This is a genomic window from Rhizobium herbae, assembly GCF_017873135.1.
GTDB classification, from domain to species: Bacteria; Pseudomonadota; Alphaproteobacteria; order Rhizobiales; family Rhizobiaceae; genus Pararhizobium; species Pararhizobium herbae.
In genome coordinates, this window is record NZ_JAGGJV010000001.1 from 421175 (window position 1) to 447401 (window position 26227).

General features: G+C 60.7%; 24 protein-coding genes. 15 read left to right on the forward strand and 9 right to left on the reverse strand.

What is annotated here, in order from left to right; translation table 11 throughout:
* Positions 1-50 precede the first annotated feature (50 nt).
* On the reverse strand, positions 51-3446 hold the full coding sequence (locus J2Z75_RS02195) for a YhdP family protein (protein WP_209847066.1): 3396 nt from the start codon (positions 3444-3446) through the stop codon (positions 51-53).
* 364 nt (positions 3447-3810) lie between these two features.
* Here J2Z75_RS02195 and J2Z75_RS02200 point away from each other — a divergent pair, with 364 nt between their 5' ends.
* The 5 genes from J2Z75_RS02200 to J2Z75_RS02220 all read left to right on the forward strand — a co-directional run bounded on the left by J2Z75_RS02200 (position 3811) and on the right by J2Z75_RS02220 (position 8770).
* Positions 3811-4299, forward strand: coding sequence for a peroxiredoxin (locus J2Z75_RS02200; RefSeq protein ID WP_209847069.1), 489 nt, complete (start codon positions 3811-3813; stop codon positions 4297-4299).
* Positions 4296-5123: a ferritin-like domain-containing protein gene (locus tag J2Z75_RS02205; protein ID WP_209847072.1), complete on the forward strand. Its 828-nt coding sequence runs from the start codon at positions 4296-4298 to the stop codon at positions 5121-5123. The genes J2Z75_RS02200 and J2Z75_RS02205 overlap by 4 nt, the downstream gene beginning before the upstream one ends.
* 98 nt (positions 5124-5221) lie before the next feature.
* Positions 5222-6544 (forward strand): M23 family metallopeptidase, encoded by a 1323-nt coding sequence (locus J2Z75_RS02210; protein ID WP_209847073.1) that lies wholly within the window; start codon positions 5222-5224, stop codon positions 6542-6544.
* A 228-nt stretch (positions 6545-6772) separates the two neighbouring features.
* The gene (locus J2Z75_RS02215; protein WP_209847076.1) at positions 6773-8332 is read left to right on the forward strand and encodes a DEAD/DEAH box helicase; all 1560 of its coding nucleotides are present in this window, start codon (positions 6773-6775) and stop codon (positions 8330-8332) included.
* A gap of 15 nt (positions 8333-8347) precedes the next feature.
* Complete coding sequence (locus J2Z75_RS02220; RefSeq protein ID WP_209847079.1) at positions 8348-8770, forward strand: NUDIX hydrolase; 423 nt, start codon at positions 8348-8350, stop codon at positions 8768-8770.
* Here J2Z75_RS02220 and J2Z75_RS02225 read toward each other — a convergent pair.
* Genes J2Z75_RS02225 through J2Z75_RS02255 form a run of 7 tightly spaced genes read right to left on the reverse strand, consistent with a single transcriptional unit; the run spans position 8760 to position 14532 of the window.
* Positions 8760-9077, reverse strand: coding sequence for a TfoX/Sxy family protein (locus J2Z75_RS02225; RefSeq protein ID WP_209847083.1), 318 nt, complete (start codon positions 9075-9077; stop codon positions 8760-8762). The two genes, J2Z75_RS02220 and J2Z75_RS02225, sit on opposite strands and share 11 nt — an antisense overlap.
* A 6-nt stretch (positions 9078-9083) precedes the next feature.
* Positions 9084-10703, reverse strand: coding sequence for an NTP transferase domain-containing protein (locus tag J2Z75_RS02230; RefSeq protein ID WP_209847086.1), 1620 nt, complete (start codon positions 10701-10703; stop codon positions 9084-9086).
* Positions 10700-11407: an XdhC family protein gene (locus tag J2Z75_RS02235; protein ID WP_209847090.1), complete on the reverse strand. Its 708-nt coding sequence runs from the start codon at positions 11405-11407 to the stop codon at positions 10700-10702. Before J2Z75_RS02235 ends, J2Z75_RS02230 begins: the two co-directional genes overlap by 4 nt.
* Before the next feature lie 5 nt (positions 11408-11412).
* Positions 11413-11742 carry an XdhC family protein gene (locus J2Z75_RS02240; protein ID WP_209847094.1) on the reverse strand — a complete coding sequence of 110 codons (330 nt, stop codon included), beginning with the start codon at positions 11740-11742 and terminating at the stop codon, positions 11413-11415.
* A 20-nt stretch (positions 11743-11762) separates the two neighbouring features.
* Complete coding sequence (locus J2Z75_RS02245; protein ID WP_209847097.1) at positions 11763-13016, reverse strand: vWA domain-containing protein; 1254 nt, start codon at positions 13014-13016, stop codon at positions 11763-11765.
* A 2-nt stretch (positions 13017-13018) separates the two neighbouring features.
* Positions 13019-13948, reverse strand: coding sequence for an AAA family ATPase (locus J2Z75_RS02250; protein ID WP_209847100.1), 930 nt, complete (start codon positions 13946-13948; stop codon positions 13019-13021).
* Positions 13949-13974: 26 nt separating this feature from the next.
* Positions 13975-14532, reverse strand: coding sequence for a flavin reductase family protein (locus tag J2Z75_RS02255; protein ID WP_407692728.1), 558 nt, complete (start codon positions 14530-14532; stop codon positions 13975-13977).
* Between the two features lie 120 nt (positions 14533-14652).
* On the opposite strand from J2Z75_RS02255, the gene J2Z75_RS02260 reads away from it, so the two are divergent.
* The 7 genes from J2Z75_RS02260 (at position 14653) to J2Z75_RS02290 (ending at position 20634) form a co-directional block, all read left to right on the forward strand.
* The gene (locus J2Z75_RS02260; RefSeq protein WP_209847103.1) at positions 14653-15741 is read left to right on the forward strand and encodes a branched-chain amino acid ABC transporter substrate-binding protein; all 1089 of its coding nucleotides are present in this window, start codon (positions 14653-14655) and stop codon (positions 15739-15741) included.
* Positions 15738-16745, forward strand: a complete 1008-nt coding sequence (locus tag J2Z75_RS02265) for a P1 family peptidase (RefSeq protein WP_209847106.1) — start codon at positions 15738-15740, stop codon at positions 16743-16745. The genes J2Z75_RS02260 and J2Z75_RS02265 overlap by 4 nt, the downstream gene beginning before the upstream one ends.
* 89 nt (positions 16746-16834) lie before the next feature.
* Positions 16835-17512, forward strand: coding sequence for a ribulose-phosphate 3-epimerase (gene rpe / locus J2Z75_RS02270; protein ID WP_209847108.1), 678 nt, complete (start codon positions 16835-16837; stop codon positions 17510-17512).
* Complete coding sequence (locus J2Z75_RS02275) at positions 17509-18246, forward strand: DUF2259 domain-containing protein (protein ID WP_209847111.1); 738 nt, start codon at positions 17509-17511, stop codon at positions 18244-18246. The genes rpe and J2Z75_RS02275 overlap by 4 nt, the downstream gene beginning before the upstream one ends.
* Positions 18243-18797, forward strand: a complete 555-nt coding sequence (locus J2Z75_RS02280) for a hypothetical protein (protein ID WP_234937091.1) — start codon at positions 18243-18245, stop codon at positions 18795-18797. The genes J2Z75_RS02275 and J2Z75_RS02280 overlap by 4 nt, the downstream gene beginning before the upstream one ends.
* Before the next feature lie 61 nt (positions 18798-18858).
* Positions 18859-20160 carry an adenylosuccinate lyase gene (gene purB, locus J2Z75_RS02285; protein WP_209847114.1) on the forward strand — a complete coding sequence of 434 codons (1302 nt, stop codon included), beginning with the start codon at positions 18859-18861 and terminating at the stop codon, positions 20158-20160.
* A 168-nt stretch (positions 20161-20328) separates the two neighbouring features.
* The gene (locus J2Z75_RS02290) at positions 20329-20634 is read left to right on the forward strand and encodes a PilZ domain-containing protein (RefSeq protein ID WP_209847117.1); all 306 of its coding nucleotides are present in this window, start codon (positions 20329-20331) and stop codon (positions 20632-20634) included.
* Between the two features lie 72 nt (positions 20635-20706).
* Here the strand turns inward: J2Z75_RS02290 and J2Z75_RS02295 are convergent, their stop codons facing one another.
* Positions 20707-21513 (reverse strand): DUF2189 domain-containing protein, encoded by an 807-nt coding sequence (locus tag J2Z75_RS02295; protein ID WP_209847120.1) that lies wholly within the window; start codon positions 21511-21513, stop codon positions 20707-20709.
* Positions 21514-21740: 227 nt separating this feature from the next.
* On the opposite strand from J2Z75_RS02295, the gene J2Z75_RS02300 reads away from it, so the two are divergent.
* From J2Z75_RS02300 to J2Z75_RS02310, 3 genes are all read left to right on the forward strand, one after another.
* Complete coding sequence (locus J2Z75_RS02300; RefSeq protein WP_209847123.1) at positions 21741-22295, forward strand: RBBP9/YdeN family alpha/beta hydrolase; 555 nt, start codon at positions 21741-21743, stop codon at positions 22293-22295.
* A gap of 143 nt (positions 22296-22438) precedes the next feature.
* Positions 22439-25012 carry a sensor domain-containing protein gene (locus J2Z75_RS02305; protein ID WP_209847126.1) on the forward strand — a complete coding sequence of 858 codons (2574 nt, stop codon included), beginning with the start codon at positions 22439-22441 and terminating at the stop codon, positions 25010-25012.
* A 326-nt stretch (positions 25013-25338) separates the two neighbouring features.
* Positions 25339-26124 carry a class I SAM-dependent methyltransferase gene (locus J2Z75_RS02310; protein WP_209847129.1) on the forward strand — a complete coding sequence of 262 codons (786 nt, stop codon included), beginning with the start codon at positions 25339-25341 and terminating at the stop codon, positions 26122-26124.
* Positions 26125-26227: the final 103 nt, after the last annotated feature.

The window sequence follows — 26227 nt, forward strand, 5'->3', positions numbered from 1 at the left end:
GCCCGGCTCTTCGTGCGCGATCTGAAACCGGCGGCGATCCCGCCGGTTTTTTATTGGAACTCGAAGATGCTGCGGAACACGCCGGGCGCGATGATCGACAAGGGATTGATCGTCAGGTTCGGCTTGGTAAACGGTCCGACCAGCTTGAAGGTGATCCCGAGCAATCCCCTGTCGCGGCCATTGCCGAGAAGCACGCCGATCAGCGGCAATTCACCGAACAGCCGATTGAGCCCATAGGCCGGCATGAACGTGCCGGTCATGTCCATGTTGCCGTTCTTGTCGCGCACCGTCCCTTGAAAAGTGGCGCCGATATCGGTGCCACGCACGACACCGCCTTCGACCGCCACCGATCCGTCATCGAGCATGAGATTGGCGAAGCCGCGCTCGAAACGCGCCGAGCTGACGTCGATGTTTTTCTTCACCGCCTGATTCAGGCTCCGGCCATCGCTGCCGGCCGGCGTGGAAACGATCGATTGCAGCCGTGCCTCGTTCACCAGGGAGAACTTGCGGATGTCGACGTTTCCGCGCCAGGAGCTGCCGCCGCGATCGCGCAGTTTCAGATTGAGCAGACCGCCGCGCATGTTGCCGTAGATATTGGCAAACCGCGCCAGCGAGCCGGCGTCGCCGCTGGTCAGTTCCAGGGTATTGTCCGCACCGTTTTTCGTCAGCTTCGCAACGACGGCCTGACCGCTGTCGGTCACTGCAGACAGGTCGAGCCCATCGATCTGCTTGCCCCTGGCGACATAACTCAAGTTGAGATTGGAGAGGGTCTCGGAGTGGAATCCCGTCACCTGCTGGAGGCTCGCGTCGATGGCGATGCGCTTGCCATCCCCGTTGTCATTGTCGCCTGACGCGCTGCGCAGGCTTTCGATCACCGGCCGCATATCGGCGGAACTGCCGTTAACGCTGACCGAAAAACCGCTCTTCTGGCGTTTGATATTGACGGCATAACTGTCGCCCTTGGCAAGTTGCACCGAAGAAAACGCCCCGGAACTCAGGCCCGACTTGTCGAGTACGAGCGCGCCGCTGGCGCCAAAACTGTCGCCGCTCAGCTTCAGGTCATCGATCTGTGTGATGCCATCCGTGGTCGAAGCCGAAAACGTCGCCTTCGCAGCGATCCCCGCTCCTTTCGACCAGCCGATCCATGGCAGCGAAATCGATGCATTCCCGAGATCTGCCGAAACCGTATGCTGATTCTTGTCATCGATCAGGATATCCAGCGAGACCGGCCCGCTGATGATCCCCGCGAGGCCGGGGGCCAGCTTGGCAAGCTCGCCGTCCCTGAGCGTGCCGGAAATCTCGCGCTTGCGCGCGACCGTGCTGTTCGCTCCGACGGGCTCTACCAGCGAGATATCCATCGCCCCGCCATCGATGTCGGCTTTGGCCTGCAAAACCGCCTGTTGCGGATCGATCCTCAGAGTACCCTTGATGTCGGAGATCGCCCGCCCGGCGATCGGTTTGTTGACGGTCACGCCGTCAAGCAGCATCTGCGCCTGCCACTGCGGCGGCGGCGGGTTTTGGGCGGTCACCAGGCCGAACCGCGCGCCCACCTGCGCCGTCATATCGCCCGAAAAATCCTCCGGCTTGAAGGGGGTCCGCTGCAAGGCAAGAATGGGCCGGTAGCTGACAAGCTCGGCGATCGCGTCGGCCTGACCGCCGACATCGAGTTTCATTTCGGCGATCAGCGGCTTTTCATAGGTATTGGGGATGACAAAATTGCCGCCGTTCAGCGTTGCGGAGCGGCCGGACGGGAAATATGCCGTTCCATGCTCTATCTCGACGTCGAGACGCTCGCCTTTCAGCTTGAAGGCGCCGGCAGCATCACGCAATGGCGGGATATCGCCGGCAAGGTTCACCCGGGCATCGGCGATGTTGAACTGGACGCTCAATTCCTCCGCGTTCAAGTCAATCGGGCCGACTGTCCGCGTGATTCGTCCCATCGGCAGGAAGATTTCGATCTTGCCGTCCGTTATCGTGCCGCCGAAGATATTGTTGATCACCCAGCGGCGCGCTGTCTTTCCGACCCACCATGGCCAGAGCTGTTTCACGGCTGCCGACTGGATTCTGCTGGTAAGCAGGGCAAAGCTGATCTGGGGCGAGGTATCCCCGAAGGTCATGGACAGCGAACCCGCAGCCGTGCCAAGCCCGCTTGCCACGGTCAGTTCGTCGAACACCAACTGGTGGGTTTCGGAGAGGAAGCGCCCCTGGGCCTTGGCATCGAAGATCAGCGGCGCCTCGGATACATCGATGGGAGACGAACTGGCGGCCTGCGACAGCAGATCGAGCGAAAATCCCGTCTTGCCGGCCGCCGTCGCCGGATCGAGGTCGGCAATCGCGCCCGTAAAGGGGAAGGTCGATCGGCCGATCCGCACTATCGACGGCAGGATCTCGACCCTGTTGCGCGTAAAGTCGTAGGTGACGTTGAGTTCGGAGGGCTTGAGTTCGGATGAAAAACCACCCGCATCAAACACACCTTCATTGGATCGGCCGTTTAGCTGCAGGGTGGGTGTTACGCCGTCGGCAGCGCGCGTCGCCTTGATATTCAGATCTGCGCTGCTCCTGATCCCGAATGCGAGTTCCGTCTCGGTCTGGTTTCGGTAGAGGAAGGCCGATAGCGGCAGCCCCGCGGCAGCGCCGTCAAGGCTTGTCACGCGACCGTTCTGCCTGTCGGCGCGAAGATGCAGTTCGGAGGATTGCCCGTCCACCGAAAAAAGCCCGTCGATCTGCATGGAGCCGTCGACACTGCGTTTGAAATCCACGGTTTCCACGATAACGGGAACGACACGGTTGCGCGGTCCTGCAACGGACAGTTTCAGATCGGCGATGCGCACGGTTTCGGTGTTGCTGCGGCCGATCAGTTGCGAGATGTTGTCTATCTGCTTGAAGACGATCTCCAGCCCGCCGGCGACATCGGCGACACGGATGGCCGTAAGATCGATCGGTTTGCCTTGTGGCAGCAACGAGGGGTCCAGCGTTGCGCCTTCCGCCTCAAGCCGGGACACGGCGATACGCCCGGTCACCAAGGCCAGCGGATTGAGCTCGATGAAGACGGAATGGGTGGTCACCAGACGCTTGTTGGAGACATTTTCGACCAGCGTCACGTCCTGCGCCTTGAGCGCCAGTGCACCGCTCGACGTCACGCGCACCACGGTGCTGCCGACTTCGGCATGATAACCGTCGCCGAGCGCAGAGTTTAGCGCTGTCTGCGCCCGCGCGTTCAGCGGTCCGTCCAGAGCACCACTTTCGATCGTCGCCAGCAGCGCGGCGCCGAGAAGAAGGACGATTGCAGCGATGACGATCGTTGTCGTGAAGATGAGATGCGCCATGCCGCGCCGCTCTGGCGCGTGAACGATACAGGGGTCGTGCGCCTGCGCCGAAGGCAGGGAATGCAGAACGACAATGTCTTCCTTGCGAAACGATACCTTTTCGCCGCGGATTTCATTCATCAGTGCCGGCGGCCTCCGGAATTGTAGAAACAATCATGCGGTATTCTTTCCAATCTGCTGCGATTCTGCCTCGCGGACAAACGGCTACATCCACCGCATGTCGCTCTGCTTGTGCTGCAAATAGCTGATTTTACTCAGTTTTTCGCCCGTGAATGCTCGTGTCGCGCCGCTGCGCCTATGCGCATTTCCGTTCGTTCCACAGTAGTTAAAGAAGGAGTGCAGGGCAAACGATGTCTGCCCCTTGCCATCTTCGCTGTGCGATACACATCTCCCAGTCGACCCGGCGCTGGACGCACGGGGTCCGGATTCGATAAGCCTCTTGCGACAACCGTTGCGGCACATGCCCGAGAAAAAAGGAATAACCATGGCGAATTTGACAGAAGGCATGATGGCTCCAGACTTTACCCTTCCCCGCGATGGCGGCGGAACTGTCTCGCTGTCGGAGTTCAAGGGAAAATCGGTCGTGCTGTTTTTCTATCCAAAGGACGACACCAGCGGCTGCACGGCGGAATCGATCGCCTTTACCGCGCTTTCGAGCGAATTCTCCAGCGCCGGCGCGGTGGTCATCGGCATGTCGCCCGATTCGGTGAAAAAACATGACAAGTTCTCGAAAAAATACGACCTCTCGGTCATCCTCGCCGCGGATGAGGAGAAAACCGTCCTGAATGCTTACGGCGTCTGGGTCGAAAAGAGCATGTACGGCCGCAAATACATGGGTGTCGAACGGACAACCGTGCTGATCGGCGCTGACGGCATTATCCGGCGCTTCTGGGAAAAAGTGAAGGTTCCCGGCCATGCCGAAGAGGTGCTCACCGCTGCGAAGAGCCTGGTGAGCGGAAGCGGCGGAAGATGACGGATATTCCGCCGATCCATAGTCTTCGCGACGGAGCCGTGCGCGCCATCCGGGCAGCCGATCTGGACATCAAGACACTGCTGGCTCAGGAAACGGCCCGCCGCTGGAGCGAGCGCAGCCTGTCGCTGCGCTCTCCACGCGATGCATCTGTACCGGATCGTCCCGGCAGACCGGAAAAACCCGACCTCATTCCGCCAAGGCAGATGCCGAAGCGGGCGCTGACGACCGACAAGGGACGGATCGCCCTCCTCCACGCCATCGCCCATATCGAACTCAACGCCGTCGATCTCGCGCTTGATATCGTCGCGCGATTTGCCAGCGAACCAGTACCGAAATCCTTTTTCGACGGCTGGATGCAAGTGGCCTTCGAGGAGGCCAAGCATTTCCGCATGGTGCGCGATCGCCTGCGGCAGCTTGGCGCCGACTATGGCGACCTGCCCGCCCATGATGGGCTTTGGCAGGCGGCGCACGACACGCGAAACGACCTCACGGCGCGGCTGGCCGTCGTACCGTTGATTCTGGAGGCGCGCGGCCTCGACGTAACGCCCGCGCTCCAGACAAGGATGCGGGAGGCCGGCGACCTCGAAAGTGCCGCCGTACTCGACGTGATCTACGAGGACGAGAAAGGTCACGTTGCCGTCGGCGCAAAATGGTTCCGCTTTCTCTGCGCCCGGCAGAAGAGAGATCCGGCGGCGGCGTTCCAGGCCTTGGTCAGGGCCAATTTTCGCGGCCCGCTGAAGGCGCCGTTCAACGACATCGCGCGTGCAGAGGCAGGCCTGACGCCATCGTTCTACCGCTCGATGACAGCCTCCGTGAACACCTGACGGGCACACGCGCGCCCCTTCCGGCAAAGCTTTGTTAACCTTAACAGTATCTAATCGACGCCATCAAAACGCGCAGAATCGCACGCGGTGGGGGTGAGTTGGTGTCTACGGAAAGCCGGGTCTTCGGCAAGCGCGCACAAAAGCACATCATCATTCTGGCAAGCGGCGACAGGGTCCGGCACATGACCTTTCAGCCCTGGATGGCGGCGCTGTCGATCTGTTTCATTTCCGTTTTTTCAATCGGTTACTTGGCCGCGACATCCTATCTCGTGCTGCGCGACGACCTGATCGGCGGCACCATGGCACGCCAGGCGCGCATGCAGCACGAGTATGAGGACCGGATCGCTGCGCTGCGCGCCCAGGTCGATCGCGTCACCAGCCGCCAGCTTCTCGACCAGCAGGTGGTCGAAGACAAGGTCGAAAAGCTGCTGCAGCAGCAGATGGCGCTGTCCTCACGCCACGGCAAGCTGGGCACGCTGCTCGATCGGGCAGAGGAATCCGGCATTGCCGAAAAGGAACCGCAGCCAACGCTCACCGCGCCGCAGGCCTACGAAAAGCGCGCCGACGCGAGCGGCGGCATCAAGGCGATCGAACGGCTGATGGGCATGGGAAGCCAGGAGCCCCAGCAGAAGATCGCGCTTGCCTATGCGCCGCAGTCCGATGTGGGCGGCCAGGAACCCATGTCCGACAGGGCCGACCGGCTGTTCTCCAAGGTAACTTTGTCGCTGAAGGATATCGAGCAGGAGCAGAAGAGCCGCATCGAGAGCCTTACCGCGGGTGCTTCGCAGGCAACCGATGCCATCATGACCATCCTTGCGCGCACCGGCGTCAAGGTGCCGCAGGACGAACAGATGCCGGCGGCTCCTACGATTGTGACGGGAGACGAATCAGCCATTGGCGGACCGTTCGTCGAACCGGAAACAACCGAGGCCTTTGATCGTTCCCTTGTCGGGCTCGACACGGCGCTTGCGCGTCTCGAACATGTCCGCAGCCAGGTTAAAAAGTTGCCATTCAACAATCCGTCGCCGGCAAGCGACATCACCAGTACGTTCGGAAACCGCCTCGACCCGTTCCTCGGCCGGTTGGCGCTGCATGCCGGCATCGATTTTCGTGCGCCAACCGGAACGCGGATCCTCGCGACAGCGCCCGGTACCGTGATCGCCGCCGGCAAGACCGGTGGCTATGGCAACTTGGTTGAAATCGACCATGGCAACGGCATCACCACTCGCTACGCCCACCTGTCGACAATTCTCGTCAATGTCGGCAACAAGGTTTCCACGGGCGAGGCTATTGCCCGCTCAGGCAGCACCGGCCGTTCGACAGGACCGCATCTGCACTACGAGGTTCGCCTGAACGGCGAGGCTGTCGATCCGATGCGGTTTCTGACTGCCGGGATAAAACTCAGCCACTACATCAACTGAACACGTGCCGGTTCCGGCAATGTCGCTCCGGCCATTCCGGAAGCACATCCGGCATCCACATTTCTGCTATCGCCTTGTTGGCAGGCCGTTTATTGACTCTCTCCAGCATCAAACCACCGGTTTTCTTGACTTTGTTCGCCTATGGGACTAAGAGCCCCAGCGACGGCAGTTAAAGCATGCGCCGATTGACCAGAGTTCGACCAAACCGGAACGGAAACAGATTTCCCTTTGACCACTTTTTCAGACCTTGGCCTGAGCCAAAAAGTTCTTACCGCAGTGACAGACGCGGGCTACACCATTCCCACACCGATCCAGGCAGGCGCCATTCCGCCAGCCCTGCAGCGGCGTGATATCCTGGGCATCGCCCAGACGGGCACTGGTAAAACGGCATCCTTCGTACTGCCGATGCTGACGCTTCTGGAAAAGGGCCGCGCCCGCGCTCGTATGCCACGCACGCTCATTCTCGAGCCGACGCGCGAACTCGCTGCTCAGGTCGCCGAGAACTTCGAAAAATACGGCAAGAACCACAAGCTCAACGTCGCATTGCTGATCGGCGGCGTGTCCTTCGACGAGCAGGACCGCAAGCTTGAGCGCGGCGCCGACGTGCTGATCTGCACGCCTGGCCGCCTGCTCGACCATTGCGAACGCGGCAAGCTTCTGATGACCGGCGTTGAAATCCTCGTCATCGACGAAGCCGACCGTATGCTCGACATGGGCTTCATCCCCGATATCGAGCGCATCGCCAAACTGATCCCGTTCACGCGCCAGACCCTGTTCTTCTCGGCCACCATGCCGCCGGAAATCCAGAAGCTCGCCGACCGTTTCCTGCAGAATCCGGAACGTGTCGAAGTGTCGACGCGTTCTTCCACAGCAACGACCGTGACGCAGCGATTCGTCGCGACTCACAGCAAGGATTACGAAAAACGCGCCGTCCTGCGCGATCTGATCCAGAGACAGAATGACCTGAAGAACGCCATCATCTTCTGCAATCGCAAGCTCGATGTTGCCGAACTGTACCGCTCGCTGTCGCGTCACGGTTTCTCGGTCGGCGCTCTGCACGGCGATATGGATCAGAGTTCGCGCACGAAAATGCTTGCGGGCTTCAAGGACAATGCGATCACGCTGCTGGTTGCCTCCGACGTCGCCGCCCGCGGCCTCGACATTCCGGATGTCAGCCACGTGTTCAACTTCGACGTGCCGATCCATGCGGAAGACTATGTCCACCGCATCGGCCGCACTGGCCGTGCCGGCCGCTCGGGTGCCGCCTTCACGCTCGTTTCCAAGCGCGACACGAAATTCGTTGATGCCATCGAAAAGCTGATCGACAAGAAAATCGAGTGGGAAAACGGCGACCTTTCCGCCCTGCCCGCCCCGATGGAAAGCCATGAGAGCGGCAAGCCGGAGCGCGGTGGCCGTGATGGCAAGCGCGGCGGACGGCGCAACGACCGAGATCGTGACCACGCTCCCCGCCCGATCGCGGCTCAGCCGGTGGCCGGTCACAAATCGGACACCAAATCGGACGATAGTCCGGTAGTACGAGCAGCACCAGCAGCAGCAATCGAACCCGTCGTAGTAAAGGCAGAACCTGTGAGATCAGAACGCAAGGCAGAAACGAAACCGCAGAATGCCGGCCGAAACAGCAACCGTCCTGCTCCCCAGCCGTATCCTGCCAATGACGACAATCGCGACCGCCGCAATCGCTATCGCCGCGACCAGGACGACGGCCCGACGCCGGTCGGCTTCGGCGACGATATTCCGGCCTTCATGCTGATCGCCGGCAAGGCCTGATTTTTCGGCATTCGCATGGCGTATCCAGGCATTGATTTTCCCGGTGTGGGATCTGGGCTTGCCGTCTTGAATGACGGCAAGCTTTTGCTTTGCAAGCGTCTGAAAGCACCGGAGGCTGGCCATTGGAGCATCGTTGGCGGCAAGGTCGATCACCTGGAGCTTTCCGCCGATGCCGCGCGCCGTGAAGCCGAAGAGGAAAGCGGCCTCAAAATCCATTCTGCGCGTTTCCTCTGCGTCAGCGAGCAGCTGATTGTAGCAGACCGGCAGCATTGGGTGTCGCTGATCTACGTGACCGAGGATTTCTCCGGCGAACCGCAACTGACGGAGCCGGACAAGCTCTCCGAGATCGGCTGGTATCCGCTCGACGCCCTGCCGCAACCGCTCTCCCTGTTTGCTCGGGATGCCGTAAAGGCGTTGCGGGCAATGACTACTTCTTAGCCCGAAGGGCTGCCTCATAGGCCAGCCGAACCCAGCGGGCCATCTCGTCCGGATCGTCGAACGCATCTTCCGGGATAGACCAGTAGGGCATTTTCACCGCTTTCCCCTTGCCATCATAAGCCCATTGCGAACTTCCCGCTGCTTCGAACTCCGGCCCGCTTTCGGCATCCGCCTTGAGCAGAATGTCGCCATCCACTTCCAGCGCCAGAATTCGTCCCTCGAAGTAGATGCCCTTGCCGCCAAACATGCGCTTGACCGTCACAGGCCCGAGCGCTGCAAACATCTCCTCGATTGCCGCATTGTCCATCGTCGGTCAGCCTTTCAAAATGCCTCCGGCGGCGACAATCGCCTCCGGTGTGTCGAGATCCAGATGCGCGGCCGGTCCGATATCGACATCGATCACCGGCAGTCCGCATGTTTCGATGATATGGCGCGCGCCGACATCGCCCTGCAACCGCCTGACCGCCTCGAATGTGGATCGCGGCAGGATCACCGGATTGCCGCGTTTGCCGCCGGACACGGCACGAATGATAGGCTGCCCTTGCTCCGCCTCGAACGCGGCGATCATTGAACGAAGAGCACCGGCCGTAACCCAAGGCATGTCGGCGAGCATGACCAAAACACCATCGACGTCAGCGCCCGCCGCATTCACACCGGCAACCAGCGACGAGGCCATACCCGTTGCATAATCTGGGTTTTCGATGGTTATGACATCGAGCCCCGCAAGCGCGGCGCGAATTTCCGCCTGCCGATGCCCCGCCACGGCAATGACGTTTTCGGCGCCGGCGGCGAGCCCGGCATCGGCGCAACGGCGCACGAGTGGCACCCCATCGAACTCCGCCAGCAGCTTGTGCCGCCCCGATGAACCCATGCGGCTCGCCTTGCCGGCAGCAAGCAGGACGATGGCGACGGAAACCCCCTTCCGCTCGATTCCGGTCAAGGCGCGCGGCAGCGGCCGTGTCGGAATTTCCATCAGCAGACCGCCAACGCCAAGGCCGGTAATGTCCGCGGCGCCTGGCCATTCGCCGGCTAATATCCTGTTGAGTATCCAGTCGAAGCCGTTCTCCTTCGAACTGCGGGCACAGCCGGGAGCGCCGATCACGGGAATATCCCCGACCCTTCCCAGAACCAGCAGATTGCCCGGATCGACCGGCATGCCGACATGATCGACGGTCCCGCCCGCAAGCCGGATCGCCGCCGGAATGACGTCGTCGGCATCGGCGACAGCCGAGGCACCGAAGACGATCACCATGTCAAAGCGTGTCTTTGCCTGCGAAATCGCTGCGGCGACCGCGTCTGCGCTATGTACCACCCGCTGCTCCCGCTCCAGGGTGCTCGACGACAGCCGAAGGCGGCCTTCCAGATTGTTGCGGGTTTTGTCCATCACACTGGGCTTCAGCGACGGCAGCATGGTTGCAATCAGCAACACACGATATGCGCTGAACGTTTTGACGCTGAACGCATGTTCTGCGTGGAGAAGCGCCGCAGCCTGATCGACAAATTTGCCGGCCACGGCGAGCGGAATGATCTTGATCGTCGCCACCATGTCGCCGGATCGCACCGGTACGTGATCGGCGAGACAGGCAAGCGTGATGGCCGGATCGATGCGGTTGAGGCGATCGACGGTAGGCCGGTTGGCGACGAACAGGCCATCGACAGCCGCGTGAATGTTGACGCGGCCGGTGGCGGCCTGCGAAAACGTCAGGTGATCTCTGCTGATTGCACCGGCAATCCGCGACGCCGCTTCGTTCTCCTGCACATCACCGGGCTCCAGGCGCGCCACGACGACCTCTGTCAGACCCGCCGCCTGCATCGCGGAGACATCGGCCGCTGAAATGAGATGTCCCTTGGGCAGGCGCCCGCCGGGCAATTTTGCCGCATGGGCGAGAAGGGTCCCTTCCGCCTGAAGAACGCCGACCGGACCGAATTTCATTCCACGCCTCGTTGGCCAGTGTTCACGTCGCGCGTGCGCAGCGCCTGAATGATATCGGCGAGGATTGCGACGGCGATTTCGGCTGGACTGGACGCGCGAATGTCGAGCCCAATCGGGGCATGGATGCGGGCGATGGCGTTTTCGTCCACACCCAGCCGGACCAACCGCTCGACCCGCGCGGAGTGGGTTTTACGGCTTCCGAGCGCGCCGACATAAAAACAGCCGGCCTCTAGCGCCGCCTTCAGCGGAAAATCGTCGATCTTCGGATCGTGAGTGACCGCCGCCAGTGCTGTGTAAGCATCCAGCGGCGTGTCCTTGAGCGCATCTTCCGGCCATTCGGCAACGAGCCTTGTCTCGCCAAACCGTTCCGGCGTCGCAAAGGCGCTGCGCGGATCGATGATGGTCAGGTCGAACCCCGCAATCGCCGCCATGCCGGCAAGCGCCTGGGAGATATGGACCGCTCCGATGACGATGATGCGGGGCGGCGGCAGATAGACGTTGACGAACACTTTTCGATCGCCGATCTCGACAATGCCGGACTTGCCCGTTCGCAGTGCGGATTCGACCGCCGACGCAACAGTCTCGTCCGTTGTGTCGCCTTCCAGAAAAAGTGTCGACCTGCCGGTATCCAACTCCGTCACGGTGACGGCGGCACGCCGGGATTCACGCGCCGCATTGAGCTTCTGCAGGTACCCGAGCAGCATCGGCTTTATCCCAGCCTTTCGACGTAGACGCGGATGCGTCCGCCACAGGAAAGACCGACGCGCCAGGCTGTCTCGTCGGCCACGCCGAAGTCGAGTATTCTTGCCGAGCCGGACGCAATCACCTCGGCCGCTTCGCCGATCACCGCACCTTCGACACACCCGCCTGAAACAGAACCCTCGAAATTACCAGCAGCGTCAATGACGAGGTGGCTGCCGACCGGCCTTGGCGCTGAGCCCCAGGTTTCGATGACCGTGGCAATGGCCACGCCGCGTCCTTGCGCGCGCCATTGCTCGGCCGTCGTCAACGGATCGGGAAACGGAGGTTGGTTCAACATAGGCTCTCTTCCCTCACGCTCTAGCGCCGCGCCATGAAGCGGCGCGGATCGGCATCGTGTGAAAACCGGCCCGACAGCGCTTCGACCAGATCCGACACCGCTGCCAAATTATGCACGGCGCGGAATTCGTCAACATGCGGCAGCATCGCCCTGACACCCCGTGCCCGTGCTTCGAACCCATCGAAGCGCAGCAGCGGGTTGAGCCAGATCAACCGCCGGCAGGAGCGGTGCAGCCGGTCCATCTCGTTTTCGAGATCGCCGACATCGTCACGCTCCAGCCCGTCGGTGATCAAGAGGACGATGGCGCCCTGCCCCAGCACCCGGCGCGACCAGAGGCGATTGAATTCGTGCAGGGTTTCGCCGATCCGCGTGCCGCCGGACCAGTCGCTGACGGCATGGAGGCAGTCATCCAGCGCCTCGTCCGGATCGCGGTTCTTCATCTGCCGGGTGACATTGCTCAGCCGTGTTCCGAACAGGAATGTGTGAACGCGCCGGCGCTTTTCCGTCAGAACATGCAGGAAATGCAGGAAGATGCGGGTGTACTGGCTCATCGAGCCGGAAATATCGGCCAGCACCACCAGCGGCGGATGGATGGTCTTCGGCTCGCGGAACCGCGGCAGGATCAGGTCGCCGCCGGTTTTCATCGCATCGCGCATGGTGGCGCGCGGATCGATCCGCCGTGAGCGATGAGAGGAGCGGAAGCGTCGCGTCCTGACCTCGTCCATCGGCAGCATCAGCGCCGACAGCGCCTTCTTCGCCTCGGAAATCTCGGCAGCCGACATCTGGGCGAAATCCGTTCTGCGCAGCAGCTCGCGGCCTGACGCGGTAAACCGCGCGTCGATCTCGATATCCGGCTCATCGCGCACCGGCCTTTGCGCATCGCGATCGGCAAAGAGCGCGTCGCTGATCCGGGTCTCTCCGGCGCGGCGGCGATCTTTTTCGCGCGAATCGGGTGCCACCGGCGACATCATGGCAATCATCTTGCCAATCAGGTCGCGTGACCGCCAGAACAGCCGGAACGCCTCGTCGAAGAGAGCCTGGTCCTCGTGGCGCTTGACGAAGATCGATTGCAGCGTGGCGTAGAATTCCTCGCGGGAACCGATACCGATCAGCGCGACGGCCTCGATCGCATCGGCAACCGCGCCCGGCCCAATCTTCAGTCCCGCCTTGCGCAAGGCCCGGGCGAAGAAGACGATGTTGTCGGCAAATCGCCCATCGCCCTGCGGGAGCAATGGTAGAATGGCGCCGTCCTTCGTCTGAGCCGCCGTTGTCATGATCACCCCGCCGCCAGCAATTCTGCCTTGACGTCGTCGAGGATCTTGCGGCCGTCGCCGCCTTCGATCCGTGCAATATCGTCCTGGTATTTGAGCAGCGTGCCCAGCGTATCCGAGATGGTTTCGGGATCGAGGGCCAGCCGGTCGAGTTCGGTCAGCGCTGTCGCCCAGTCTATGGTTTCGGCGACGCCCGGGTTCTTGAACAGATCGATCGTTCTCAGCCGCTGGACATAGCCGACGATTTCGCGCGACAGGCGCTCATTGCAATTGGGCACCTTGCGGCGGATGATTTCCAGCTCCTGCGCCGCCCTCGGATAATCCACCCAGTGGTAGAGACAGCGCCGCTTCAGCGCGTCGTGCACCTCGCGGGTGCGGTTGGTGGTGATGATGACGATCGGCGGTTCCTGTGCCCGTATCGTCCCCAGTTCGGGAATTGTCACCTGGAAATCGGACAGCACTTCAAGGAGAAACGCCTCGAAAGCCTCGTCGGTGCGGTCGAGTTCGTCGATCAGGAACACCGGCGCCTTGCCAGCCTCCGCCGAGATCGCCTGCAGAACGGGGCGGCGGATCAGGTATTTTTCCGAAAAGATATTGCCTTCGATCTTCTGGCGATCGGCCGTGCCGGAGGCTTCGGACAGCCGGATTTCCAGCATCTGCGCCGGATAGTTCCATTCGTAGACCGCCGAGGAAATATCAAGTCCCTCATAGCACTGAAGCCGGATCAGCGGCCGGTCGAGGGCTTTGGCAAGCACCTTGGCGATCTCGGTCTTGCCGACGCCGGCCTCCCCCTCCAGAAACAGCGGCCGCTTCATTCTAAGAGACAGGAACAGCACCGTCGAAAGCGCCGTTCCGGCAAGGTAATCGCCGGATTCCAGCATTTCCATCGTTTCGGCAATGGAGGCGGGCAATGCGCCGTTCGTGTACGTCTTCATGTTTCCTCGGCTCCCTTGGAGGAAATCTATAACGTGCGGTAGTCCCGGTCCAGATAGACAAGCGCCGGTTTCTGCTCGCCGAGCGCGACGGCAACGACCTCGCCGAACAGCACGATATGGGTCGCCACCGTCTTGATGTCGATCAGCCGGCAATCGAAGGCTGCGACCGCTTCGCGAAGAATCGGGGAACCGGTCTTCAGTTCCTCCCAGGTGCCATGTGAAAATCGCGCGGACGGATCGACATTGTTCTTGCCCGAAAAGACATGAGCCAGATCCATCTGGTCGGCGCCTAAAAGATTGAGCGCGAAACAGCCGCTGCGGGCAAAGATGTCGTTGCGCGGGTTCGTCCCGTTGAGGCAGACGAGCAGCGTCGCCGGATCGTCGGAAACCGAGCAAGCCGCCGTGATCGTCACGCCGCGCCGCACGCCCTCGTGCGCAGCCGTGACAATATGCACGTGGCCGGCCAGCCGGCTCATGGCATCGCGGTAGGTGAGCGGGTCCAGTTGGGTCTTGTCCAACACGGCAGTCTCCAGATCGGTGTTCGCCTTTAACACATAGACATTGCGCCGGAATATGAAACCCATCGCGTGGTTTTTCTTCCCCAATCACGGCAATTGCCGTCCACCCGGCGAAGGTTCCGATCTTTTCCTTTGACCCTTGCTGCCACATCTTTAAAACATGCCCATCCTCATCTGGAAAAGCGCATGTACCGTTCGATTTTCGTCAGCCTCCTTATTGCCGGATCGGTGCCGACGGTACCCGCCTGGGCCGCGGGGCTGAAAATCGCCGTCGTTGCGCCGGTGGAAGGACCGTTCGCGCTCCTCGGACAACAGATGCTCGACGGCGCACGCTTCCAGGCGGAGGATCGCGGCTCGGAAATCATCCCGATTCCGGAAACCTGCGAACCGAAGGATGCGGAAAACCTGACGAAAGCGCTGCTGGCGAGCGGCGCGGAAGCAGCGGTCGGCTTCCTGTGTACCGAAAGCCTGGAGGCGACGCTGCCGGCGCTCGCCGAGGCCGGAATCCCGGCGCTGACGCTGAGCGTGCGCTCCGATATCCTGATGGAAGACGCGCTGAAAAAGAAATGGCCGTTTTTCCGGCTGGTGCCAAGCGCCAAGGCCGAAGCCGCCAAGGTGACCGAGATCATCCTGTCGCGCTGGAAGAACGAACCGCTGGCCCTGATCGAGGACGGGACTATCCACGGACGCGAACTGGTGGAAAGCGTGCGCGGCGCGCTGGCTGAAATAGGCCTTACCCCCGTCTTCTCCGACACGTATCGTCCGGCCCAGGAACAGCAGGTGAGCCTCGTCCGCCGCCTTGCCAAGAGCGGGGCGACGCATGTGTTCACCGGCGGCGACCGCGCGGATACCGCCATCATCGCGCGTGACGCCGCGTCCGAACAGGTGCCGCTGACGTTGATGGGCGGCGAGGCCCTGGAGGCGGCAAACCAGCCGGTTCCCTTGGCAAATGGTGTTCTGGCGGTGTCGTTGCCCGACTATGCCACCCTGCCCGAGGCAAAGGTCACCGTCGATGCCATGACGGCGGCAAAACTGCTGCCGGAGGGTTATGTTCTCCCCGCTTTTGCCGCCGTGACACTTCTGGAGCAGGCAAAGGACCAGGCGGGCAAGGACAATAAGCCCGTCATCGATGCGTTGATGAAAGGGCCTTACCCGACCGTTGTCGGCGCCATCCGTTTCAGCGCCACTCACGAATTGGCCGACAATTCCTATCGTCTGCTGCTATGGCAAAACAACCGGTTCATCCCGGCGCCGGCTGTATCGGGAACGGAATGATGCGCGCCGGGCCACGCAATTCGATCGCCGATGTCGGTGGCCTCAAGGTCGGCAATGCCGAGGATCACCGCCTGAAATCCGGCGTTTCCGTCGTTGTCTGCGATCAGCCGGCGGTCGCCGCCGTTCAGGTGCTCGGCGGCGCTCCCGGCGCGCGCGAGACGGACCTGCTTGAGCCGCACAATACGGTGCAGACCGTTGACGCAATCGTTCTGTCGGGCGGTTCGGCGTTCGGCCTCGATGCGGCTTCCGGCGTTCAGGCTGCGCTGCGCGAGATGGGGCGCGGTTTTCCGGTTGGCAATCTGCACATCCCGATCGTTCCAGCCGCTATCCTGTTCGACCTGATCAACGGCGGCGACAAGGACTGGGGCCTCTATCCGCCCTATCGCGAGCTCGGTTATCAGGCGGTTCAGGCAGCGGCACTGGAATTTGCCACGGGCACCGCAGGGGCCGGCACGGGCGCCCTGACGGCGACGTTCAAGGGCGGCCTCGGCACGGCGTCGATGGTACTGGACAATGGCATCACCATCGGCGCGCTGGTCGCCGTCAATGCGCTGGGCTCGGCGACGATCGGCGATACCGCGCATTTCTGGTCGGCGCCTTTCGAGGAGGGCGAAGAATTCGGTGGCCTCGGCATGCCGCAACCTTTTCCGCAGGATGCCCGCGATCTCCGCATCAAGTTTCGTGACGGACAAAGAGAAACCCAGAACACCACGATCGCTGTCATCGCTACCGATGCCATGTTGACCAAGGCCGAGGCGAAACGACTGGCGATTGCCGCCCATGACGGATTTTCACGCGCGCTCTGGCCGTCGCATACACCGCTTGACGGCGATCTCGTCTTCGCGCTGGCGACGGGGACGAGCAGCAAAACCGTTTCCGTGCAGGATTTCATCGATCTCGGCGCCGCGGCGGCATCGACCATGGCCCGCGCGGTCGCGCGCGGCGTTCATGATGCGACAGTCGCGGAAAACGATATCCTGCCGGCCTGGGCATCGCGAAGATAACGGACGGATAACGCCGAAGCGCCACGGCACATGTTGTTTGCACTGAAAAGCGGTGTTATTGGCCGGAAAACAAGTTGGAGCCTTGCATCATGTCCCTGCCGATCCGGATTGCCCCGTCCATCCTCGCTGCCGACTACGCCAAACTCGGACAGGAAGTGCGCGATGTCGTTGCCGCCGGCGCCGACTGGATCCACCTCGACATCATGGACGGCCATTTCGTTCCGAATATCTCCTTCGGGCCGGATGTCATCAAGTCGTTGCGGCCGCATACCAATGCCTATTTCGACTGCCATCTGATGATCGCGCCGGCCGACCCCTATCTCGAAGCCTTCGCCAAGGCAGGTTGCGACAGCATAACGGTCCATGCCGAGGCAGGCCCGCATCTCGACCGCTCGGTGCAGGCGATCAAGGCGCTGGGCAAGAAGGCAGGCGTTTCGATCAATCCGGCAACGCCCGAAAGCGTACTCGACTATCTGCTCGACAAGCTCGACCTGATCCTGGTGATGACGGTCAATCCCGGCTTCGGCGGTCAGAAATTCATTCCGGCCATGGAAGAGAAGATCCGCCGCATCAAGGCCATGGTTGGCGACCGGCCGATCGATATCCAGGTCGATGGCGGCATCGCGCTCGATACCATCGCGCTTCCGGCCTCTGCCGGCGCCAATGTCTTCGTCGCAGGCTCGGCAATCTTCAACGGCGGCCATGTTGACGCCTATCGCAACACCATCGCCACCCTGCGCGGCAACGCCGAAGGAGGACGCGGGTGAGATTTTCGCGCAGGCTCGCTGCCGCCATGTTTGCATCGGCTCTGGTTGTTGATGCTGCTTGCGCCGGCGATATTGCGTCGTTCCAGCAAATCGGCTTTTCACCGGACGGCGGCGTCTTTGCCTTCGAGGAATATGGCGTTGAGGACGGCTCCGGCTTCCCCTATTCGACTGTGTTTTTCATCGACACACGCAAGGATGCATTCCTGCCTGGTACGCCGATCAGGGTGCGCGTCGACGATGAGAATGCCGGCCTCGCCAAGGCACGGGCCGAAACCGCGGCAAAGGCCGCGCCACTCGTCGAAAAGTTCGGGATGAGCGCAAACCCCGGGCTGATGGCCGCCTTCAATCCAATCACGGAAATCGATAGCACTCCGCACCGGTTGACCTATCGGCAATATGCGGTCGAGCCGCCGGTCGGTGGAGAGTTCAAGTTGGCGCTCGATGAAATCGCCCTGCCGCCGTCCACGCAGTGCAAGGACGTAACGCCCCAGTCCATTGGATTTCGCCTTGCCTTCCAAACCGAAGACGGAAAACCATCCGACCGCGTGCTTCACGCCGATACGAAAATTCCCGACAGCCGCAAATGCCCGACCGGATATCGCATCGGCGGTGTCGTGGTTCACCATCCCGAAGGTGGAGATCCGATCCATATCGTCCTCGTGCAGGTGCTGAGCTTCGGTTTCGAAGGACGCGACGGCCGATGGATCGCCACTCCGGTCCCCGTGGCGCCATGAGAGCATCCGACCATGCCGAAATGAACGAGCCGGCAGCCCTGACGCGACGAATACGCCAACGACTTTTCGGCTCACTGCCGACAGTCCGCGAAATTCTGTTCGGTGCACCATTGTGGGGCGTGATGATGGCCGTGTCGGCGCTCGCGGCGCTCTATCTTCGCAACGGCGCCGAGACATTCCAACTCCGCAGCATTCTCGTGCTGTTCTTCTTTGGTGGCGTGGTCTCCTGGCCCTGCGCCCTGCTGCTCGGACGCTTCGGCGCGCTCGGAAGACGCCGGGAGACCCGTTTTGCGGCTTTCTTTTTGTGCCTGACCGTCTGCACCATTGCAGCCACGGCCTTTCTGTTTGCCATGGACTATCGGAGCTTCTATGCCCGTTGGCATGCGCCGTTCGGCACCCGCATCTGGGCCTATCAGCTCAGTTTCACCTCCGCCAGCGCCGTCTATCAGTTCGTCGTCATGGGCATTCGCCTCTATCTGCCGCTTGGATTTGCCGCTCTCGGCCTGACCAGCCTGTGGCTCGCATGGCGGATGCCCGATCAGCAGCGTTGAGATTGCCTTCTATCTTTGCTAGAGGCTCAGCCAACTTCATCCGTGACGAAAGCTAAAGCCCATGATCCCCCGCTACTCCCGGCCGGAAATGGTGGCCATCTGGTCGCCCGAAACCAAATTCCGCATCTGGTTCGAAATCGAGGCGCATGCCTGCGACGCTTTGGCCGAGCTCGGCGTGATCCCGAAGGAAGCGGCCAGGACTATCTGGGAAAAGGGCGGCGCTGCCACGTTCGACGTCGCGCGCATCGACGAGATCGAAGCCGTCACCAAGCACGACGTTATCGCCTTCCTGACGCATCTGGCCGAATTCGTCGGTCCCGACAGCCGTTTCGTCCATCAGGGCATGACCTCGTCCGACGTACTGGACACAACGCTGAACATCCAGCTGGTCCGCGCCACCGACCTGCTGCTCGCCGACATGGACCGGCTGCTGAACGCGCTCAAGACCCGCGCCTTCGAACACAAGGATACGGTCCGCATCGGGCGCAGCCACGGCATCCATGCCGAGCCGACCACCATGGGTCTGACCTTTGCCCGCTTCTATGCCGAGATGCGCCGCAACCGCGACCGTCTCGTCGCGGCCCGCGCTGAAATCGCCACCGGCGCAATTTCCGGTGCTGTCGGCACCTTTGCCAATATCGACCCGCGCGTCGAGGAATATGTCTGCGAACAGCTGGGTCTCGTTGCCGAACCTATCTCCACCCAGGTCATCCCGCGCGACCGCCACGCGATGTTCTTCGCAACGCTTGGCGTCATCGCCTCGTCGATCGAAAACGTCGCCACCGAAATACGCCACATGCAGCGTACCGAGGTTCTGGAAGCGGAAGAGTTCTTCTCGCCCGGCCAGAAGGGCTCGTCGGCAATGCCGCACAAGCGCAATCCGGTCCTGACCGAAAACCTGACCGGTCTTGCCCGCCTGGTGCGCATGTCGGTCGTGCCTGCGCTTGAGAACGTGGCTCTCTGGCATGAGCGCGACATCAGTCATTCGAGCGTCGAGCGCACCATCGGCCCGGATACGACGATCACCCTCGACTTTGCCTTGAACCGTCTCGCCGGCGTTGTCGAGAAACTGGTGATCTACCCGGAGAACATGCTGAGGAACATGAACAAGTTCCGCGGTCTGGTGATGAGCCAGCGCGTGCTTCTGGCGCTGACTCAGGCCGGAGTATCGCGTGAGGACAGCTACCGCCTCGTCCAGCGCAATGCCATGAAGGTCTGGGAAAAGGGCGCCGATTTCCTCGAGGAACTGCTGGCCGACGCCGAAGTGCGCGCGGCTCTCCCGGAGGCGGAAATCCGCGAGAAATTCGACCTCGGCTATCACACCAAGCATGTCGACACGATCTTCAACCGCGTTTTCGGCTGATCGACCTATACGGGGAGCGAGATCGGCTCCCCGCCTTTCTTCTCCGCCCGCCGGATGAAAACGTCCGATTTCGATCCAGTTCGTTCGATTCCGAACGAATTTCTCAAGTCTTTTGTCAGTCTTTCGTAGGAAACTGCGGAGAATGAAAAAGCAGGAGTTGGGTGGATCATGCCGTACCAGCAAGCGATAGAGCGCAAGGCGACACGCACGACAACGAAATTCACCGGCGAGGTCACCTGCAAGGGCGGATCGAGCCGGGGCATCGTCAAGGACCTGTCAGAAGCCGGAATCTGTTTCCAGCTCTATTTCGATATCAATGCGAAGACCGGCCAGGAAGTCTCCATCCAGAGCAACGAGTTCGGCCATCTCACCGGCATTGTCCAGTGGTATCGCGGCGATAAGATCGGCATACGCCTGGATGCGTCCTCCAATACGGCGGCGCAAATCTCTTCCTATTACAAATACTTCCGGTAGTTCGCCCGCAAATCTGCCATGCAAGTGCCGCCTTTGAAGCGGCACTTTTGGCATTGCGGGGTTGCGTCGCGACTATTTGGCTTCCGGTGCGACAACCAGCTTGCGGTAGAGGTGCCACGTCGCGTGACCGAGGATCGGCATGATGACGGCGAGACCGACGAAAACCGGGATCGAGCCGATGACCAGGCCAGAAGCGACGATCAATCCCCACACGGCAACCGGTACCGGATTGGCGAGCGTCGCACGCACCGAGGTTTCAACGGCGGCTACTGCGCCGACGTCCCTGTCGAGCAGCAATGGAAACGACACAACGACGGTTGCCAGCACGATGACCGCGAAGACGAAGCCGACGGCGTTGCCGATCAGGATCAGGTTCCACCCCTGCTCGGTTCCGACGATCTGGTTGTAAAAGGCCGAAATCGATGTCACCGGCACATCGCCGAACAACTGCACGTAGAGCGACTGCGCGACAAGCAGCCAGACGACGAAGAGAATGAGCAGCATGAAAGCAAGCCCAAGGATCGACGGCAGTGCCGGCGAGCGGCGGACGTCGAAAGCATGCCGCCATGAGGTATTCATCCCTATTTCCCTGCGACGGCTGATCTCATAGAGGCCGATGGCGGCGACAGGGCCGAGCAAGGCAAAGCCGGAAGCCAGCGGATAGAGCAGCGGCAGCATGTTTGCACCCGAACTCCAGGTGGCAAGGACGACGCCGGCTATGGGGTAGATCAGGCAGAGAAAGACGTAATGAGACGGCTTTGCATTAAAGTCCTGCCAGCCGAGACGCAGCGCGTCGAAGACGTCGGCTACGCCAATCCTGCGAATTTCCGGATGTTCGATCTCGGTGCGGGATCCTGCCATTACATGGAATGTTGTCATGACCAATTCTCCTCCTTGAATACGCGTCGTCACGTCATTCGAGAACAATCAGTATTTCCGGTTTCGCGCGGATTTCGGTATCATTGACCGCAATCCCTTGCTCTCGGTATCGTCGGCATTTGCCACCACGGAGCGTCGTGACCAATCGCGCCGTGCAAGCAGCATATACCAGATCCGCTTGTCTTTCACTTGACTTCCTTCGCACTCAACCTCAAATCGCCATTATTATGAAAGCATCCGAAGCAGATATCCTGATTGTACCCGGTTACACCAATTCCGGAGCGGACCATTGGCAAACCCGATGGCAGAACAAACTTGCCTCAGCGCGGCGCGTCGAGCAGGCTGAATGGGCAAAGCCCGTGCGCGAAGACTGGGTCAAGCGCATGATCGACGACATCAACGCGGCGACCAAACCTGTTGTCATCGTTGCGCATTCGCTCGGCGTGGCAACAGCCATTCACGCCATGCCTCACGTCGGAAAGAAGATCGCCGGCGCTTTTCTCGTGGCGCCACCGGAAGTGACCAATCCAAAGATCCGGCCGAAGCACCTGATGACGTTCGGACCCTACCCGCGCGATCCGTTGCCGTTTCCGAGCCTGGTCGTGGCAAGCCGCAATGATCCGTTCGGCACCTATGAACATGCCGGCGATATGGCCAATGCCTGGGGCTCGCTGCTCGTCGACGCCGGAGAATCCGGACATATCAACACCGACTCCGGACATGGCCCCTGGCCGGAAGGCACGATGGTCTTTGCCCAGTTTCTCAACCGGCTTCAACCCTGAGGCCATCACTGTCCCTGTGTATGTCCTCACGCTAGTGTTCCGGCGTTAAGCGGACTTTCATTGTCGTTGATCATGATGCCTGGAAATCATTCGAGAGCAACGGACACGTGACAACCGCAAGCGACAACAGAGATTTGCGGCAAGTGCCCGCTGCCAGCCGCGTCTTTCCGGATGCCGCTGCTGTTCTCGATTGCGCGCCGGTAGGACTGTGCCTGATCGACCCGGACGGCTGCATCCGCCAGGCGAATCCAGCATTTGCAGATGCGTTTGGACGTTTCCCGGACGCGGTGCTGGGCGAACAGATCCTCGATTTCGTGCACGGCGAGGATGTCGCAGCCTTCAACGCCGCAGCGGCGGCCATCCGGGAGAGTGGAAGCAGGCCGAGCCAGCATGAAATCCGCCTGTTATTGCCGGACGGGCAGTCGCGGTGGGTCAGCGCTGCATTCTCGCGCATGGCAGGCGAGCCTTCCCCCGGGACCATTCTGCAGATCCAGTCGATAGACGTGCTGAAGCAGGCGCTCGCGACACTTCGGAAAAGTGAAACCCGCTGGAAGTACGCCCTCGAAAGCGCCCATCAGGGCGTCTGGGATCACGATTTCAGCGCAAACGATCTGTTTTATTCGGCCCACTGGAAAACCATCAGGGGCATGGCGACAGATGCGCCGGTCGATGGCTCGCTGGACGTCTGGATCGAGAGTGTGCATCCGGCCGACCGCGAGCATGTGCTTGAATATATCCGCCGTCAGGATGAAGGCGAAGTCGCGTTCAATACGTTCCAATATCGCGAACGGCATGCTGACGGTCACTGGGTCTGGATCGAAAGCCGGGGCGCCTCCGTCGAATGGGCCCCAGACGGAAAACCGACACGCATCATCGGCACCGATACGGATATCACCGAGCGGAAAAAAGCCGAGGCGCAGCTTGAGGAAATCTCGCGTCGCCTGAGACTTGCCCTCGATGTGTCGAAAGTCGGCGTCTTCGAAGCCAACCTGGACACTGGCGCGGTCGTGCGCGACGAGCAATTGCTTCGGATTTATGGTCTGGATCCGGTCGCGTCCAATCAACACGGCTCGGTCTTCGAGCAACGGCTGCACCCTGAAGACCGAGCCGGTGCGCTGTCAAGAGTTGAAGAAGGCGTGGCTTCGACTGTTCCCTTCACCAACGCCTTCCGGATTGTTCGTCCCGATGGTGAGATTCGCCATATCCGGTCCAGTTCGGTGACCTTCACCGACGCCGAAGGGGAGCGCAAACTCATCGGCGCCAACTGGGACGTCACCGAGGACGTTACCCTGCGCGATGAGCTCGAACGGGCAAGGCTGCTTGCGGAGGCCCGCAATCTGGAGCTGGAAGCGGCGCGGACACGCATCGAATACAACGCGCTGCACGACCATCTCACCGGTCTGCCAAACAGGCGTTTTCTCGACCAGAGGCTCGACGATTGGATTGGCGAGAAAGTGGCGTATTGCGCCATCCTGCATATCGATCTCGACCGGTTCAAGCAGATCAACGACACGCTCGGCCATCAGGCCGGCGACGCGATGCTCGTGCACACGGCGCGGGTCCTCTCGTCGATCATCGGGGAGAATGATTTCGTCGCCCGTGTCGGCGGTGATGAATTCCTCGTGTTGTGCGACGCCCGCCACACGCAGGACGCGGTCGTCATGGTTGCCGACCAGATCATCGACGCACTGCGCCAGCCAGTGCCTTATGACGGGCATCTCTGCCGGTTCGGCGCCAGCGTCGGCATAGCCTGGACGCTGGACGGCACGATCGACGCCAAACAATCGCTATTGAACGCCGATCTTGCCCTCTATCGCGCCAAGGGTCTCGGTCGAAACCGCTATGAGTTTTTCACCAAACAGCTTCAAACGCAGATCCATCACGCCAAACGCACCGCCGACGAAATCATCAAGGGCCTTGAAGACGGCGAATTTGTTCCCTTCTATCAACCCCAGTTCGATGCCCGCACGCTTGATATTGTCGGTGTGGAGACCCTCGCCCGCTGGGCGCATCCCCAGTATGGACTGCTGGCGCCCGACTACTTTCTGAAGATCGCTGAAGATATCAATTCGCTGACGGCCATCGACCGGAGCATCGCAGAACAGGCGCTGAGGGATTTCGGGCATTGGGAGGCGCACGGCTTTTCCATCCCGCGCATTTCCGTCAACGTCTCGTCACCGCGGCTGCGCGAGCCCGGCCTGATCGAAAGCCTGAAGCAATTGGGCGTACCACGTGGAAAATTGTCGTTCGAACTGTTGGAATCGATTTTCCTCGACGACCTCGACGAAAACTCCTCGCAAACCCTGAGCGATCTGAAAGCGCTCGGTATAGACATAGAAATAGACGATTTCGGAACCGGTCACGCCTCGATTATCGGCCTCATGAAGCTCAATCCGGCCCGGTTGAAAATCGACCGTGCCCTCGTTCGGCCGGTTGACGAATCTGCCGAGCAACGAAAACTGGTCGGCTCGATCATCGACATCGGACATTCGCTGAACATTGAGGTGGTGGCGGAAGGTGTCGAGACGCGCCTGCATGCCAGTATCCTGCGCGATCTCGGCTGCGATACCCTGCAGGGCTATGCCTTCGCGCGTCCGATGTCCTCATCGGATCTCGGGCACTTCGTAACGGCAGGGCAATGGCGGGAGAAACCGAAAATGCAGGGCGGTCCTGTATTCCTTTCAGCAAAACCGAACCAAGTCGTCCCGCTCCGCTAAAAGAACGCTGGTCCCCACGCATAGCGCGTGCTGCGTCGCCTATTCGAAGAGTAGGCCGATTACTTGGAATTGCATTTAATATTATTTCACCTTATCAAAAATATAAAAAGCAACGTCACTCAACTTTTGATGGCAGAATGGCGATGTACATCCAATTTTTTGCCTAATAATGGCCTTACTTATGAAATCTCCTGCATTTCTAAGTAAGATTTCTCAATTTAGAGGCATAAAACTCCCCAAGAAGCCCGGTGATCTATCTATCGGCAGTCAGCGCCGATCGACTATTTCATTCGTTCTATCGTCTCAAAAAAACGGAACGCCTTCTGATGAATTCAGCCATTCGAAAATTCATATTCCATGATCTCCAGACGATCGAGGGGTATATCGATCCGCCCGACGCTCTTGTTTTCCTCTCGCTTCTGCAAAGCCAGAAAGATGCAAACCTCGGCGGCGCCATTGCCGAAATCGGCGTCTTCTACGGCCGCTCCTATTTTCTGCTGAGAAAGATCGGCGGCAGCGACGAGAAGATATTGGCAATCGATCTTTTCGACATAGGTCAGGCGACGGGAGACATGCCCTCTCAATACAACCGTTTTTTGGAAAACGGCCGCAGGCTCGGCATGCCCGTGGACGAAGAGCTGATTATCAGAGGCGACAGCACCAGGCTGGATCCGGCGCTGCTGACCGAAAAAATCGGTAAAATTCGATTCTTCAGCATAGACGGCGGACATATGCTTCAGCATGTCACGGCCGACAGCAGGCTCGCGATGGAAACCCTCGCGGATCATGGCGTCATCGCATTTGACGATACGTTCAACCCCGCATGGCCGGAGGTCACCGTCGGCGTAGCCGATTTCCTGCGCAAGTCCGGCGGCGCCTTTTCCGCCTTCTGCATGACCAAATACAAAACCTATGTCTGTCGCCACGAATTCCACGAATTTTACACGGAACTGATCGCCGATTCAGCCGATCTCGCCGCCTTCGATCACGTCGAAACGGAGTTTCTCGGCTCAAAAGTCGCCCGTCTTCACAACCCGATCAGCCGCCGGATGGTCTATGAACTGATGATCCGCTCAGGCATGAGCGCTTTTTCCGAGCGCGTTTACCGGTAGGCGGCGTGGGGATATCCGGCCGGTCGATCTGGACGTTCAGAAAACATCCAGATGCCGAAACGAAAAAGCCGCCCACGAAGGGGCGGCCCGGTAAAGATTGTTA

Excerpts from the sequence above, each read along its gene's own strand:
- purB (WP_209847114.1), top strand. The coding sequence starts at position 18,859 with ATGATCCCCCGCTACTCCCGGCCGGAAATGGTGGCCATCTGGTCGCCC.
- J2Z75_RS02245 (WP_209847097.1), bottom strand. The coding sequence starts at position 13,016 with ATGACAACGGCGGCTCAGACGAAGGACGGCGCCATTCTACCATTGCTC.
- J2Z75_RS02295 (WP_209847120.1), bottom strand. The coding sequence starts at position 21,513 with ATGACAACATTCCATGTAATGGCAGGATCCCGCACCGAGATCGAACAT.
- J2Z75_RS02265 (WP_209847106.1), top strand. The coding sequence starts at position 15,738 with ATGATGCGCGCCGGGCCACGCAATTCGATCGCCGATGTCGGTGGCCTC.
- J2Z75_RS02280 (WP_234937091.1), top strand. The coding sequence starts at position 18,243 with ATGAGAGCATCCGACCATGCCGAAATGAACGAGCCGGCAGCCCTGACG.
- J2Z75_RS02220 (WP_209847079.1), top strand. The coding sequence starts at position 8,348 with ATGGCGTATCCAGGCATTGATTTTCCCGGTGTGGGATCTGGGCTTGCC.
- J2Z75_RS02230 (WP_209847086.1), bottom strand. The coding sequence starts at position 10,703 with ATGAAATTCGGTCCGGTCGGCGTTCTTCAGGCGGAAGGGACCCTTCTC.
- J2Z75_RS02195 (WP_209847066.1), bottom strand. The coding sequence starts at position 3,446 with ATGAATGAAATCCGCGGCGAAAAGGTATCGTTTCGCAAGGAAGACATT.
- J2Z75_RS02250 (WP_209847100.1), bottom strand. The coding sequence starts at position 13,948 with ATGAAGACGTACACGAACGGCGCATTGCCCGCCTCCATTGCCGAAACG.
- J2Z75_RS02235 (WP_209847090.1), bottom strand. The coding sequence starts at position 11,407 with ATGCTGCTCGGGTACCTGCAGAAGCTCAATGCGGCGCGTGAATCCCGG.
- rpe (WP_209847108.1), top strand. The coding sequence starts at position 16,835 with ATGTCCCTGCCGATCCGGATTGCCCCGTCCATCCTCGCTGCCGACTAC.
- J2Z75_RS02290 (WP_209847117.1), top strand. The coding sequence starts at position 20,329 with ATGCCGTACCAGCAAGCGATAGAGCGCAAGGCGACACGCACGACAACG.
- J2Z75_RS02300 (WP_209847123.1), top strand. The coding sequence starts at position 21,741 with ATGAAAGCATCCGAAGCAGATATCCTGATTGTACCCGGTTACACCAAT.
- J2Z75_RS02225 (WP_209847083.1), bottom strand. The coding sequence starts at position 9,077 with ATGGACAATGCGGCAATCGAGGAGATGTTTGCAGCGCTCGGGCCTGTG.
- J2Z75_RS02260 (WP_209847103.1), top strand. The coding sequence starts at position 14,653 with ATGTACCGTTCGATTTTCGTCAGCCTCCTTATTGCCGGATCGGTGCCG.
- J2Z75_RS02240 (WP_209847094.1), bottom strand. The coding sequence starts at position 11,742 with ATGTTGAACCAACCTCCGTTTCCCGATCCGTTGACGACGGCCGAGCAA.
- J2Z75_RS02200 (WP_209847069.1), top strand. The coding sequence starts at position 3,811 with ATGGCGAATTTGACAGAAGGCATGATGGCTCCAGACTTTACCCTTCCC.
- J2Z75_RS02255 (WP_407692728.1), bottom strand. The coding sequence starts at position 14,532 with ATGGGTTTCATATTCCGGCGCAATGTCTATGTGTTAAAGGCGAACACC.
- J2Z75_RS02205 (WP_209847072.1), top strand. The coding sequence starts at position 4,296 with ATGACGGATATTCCGCCGATCCATAGTCTTCGCGACGGAGCCGTGCGC.
- J2Z75_RS02310 (WP_209847129.1), top strand. The coding sequence starts at position 25,339 with ATGAATTCAGCCATTCGAAAATTCATATTCCATGATCTCCAGACGATC.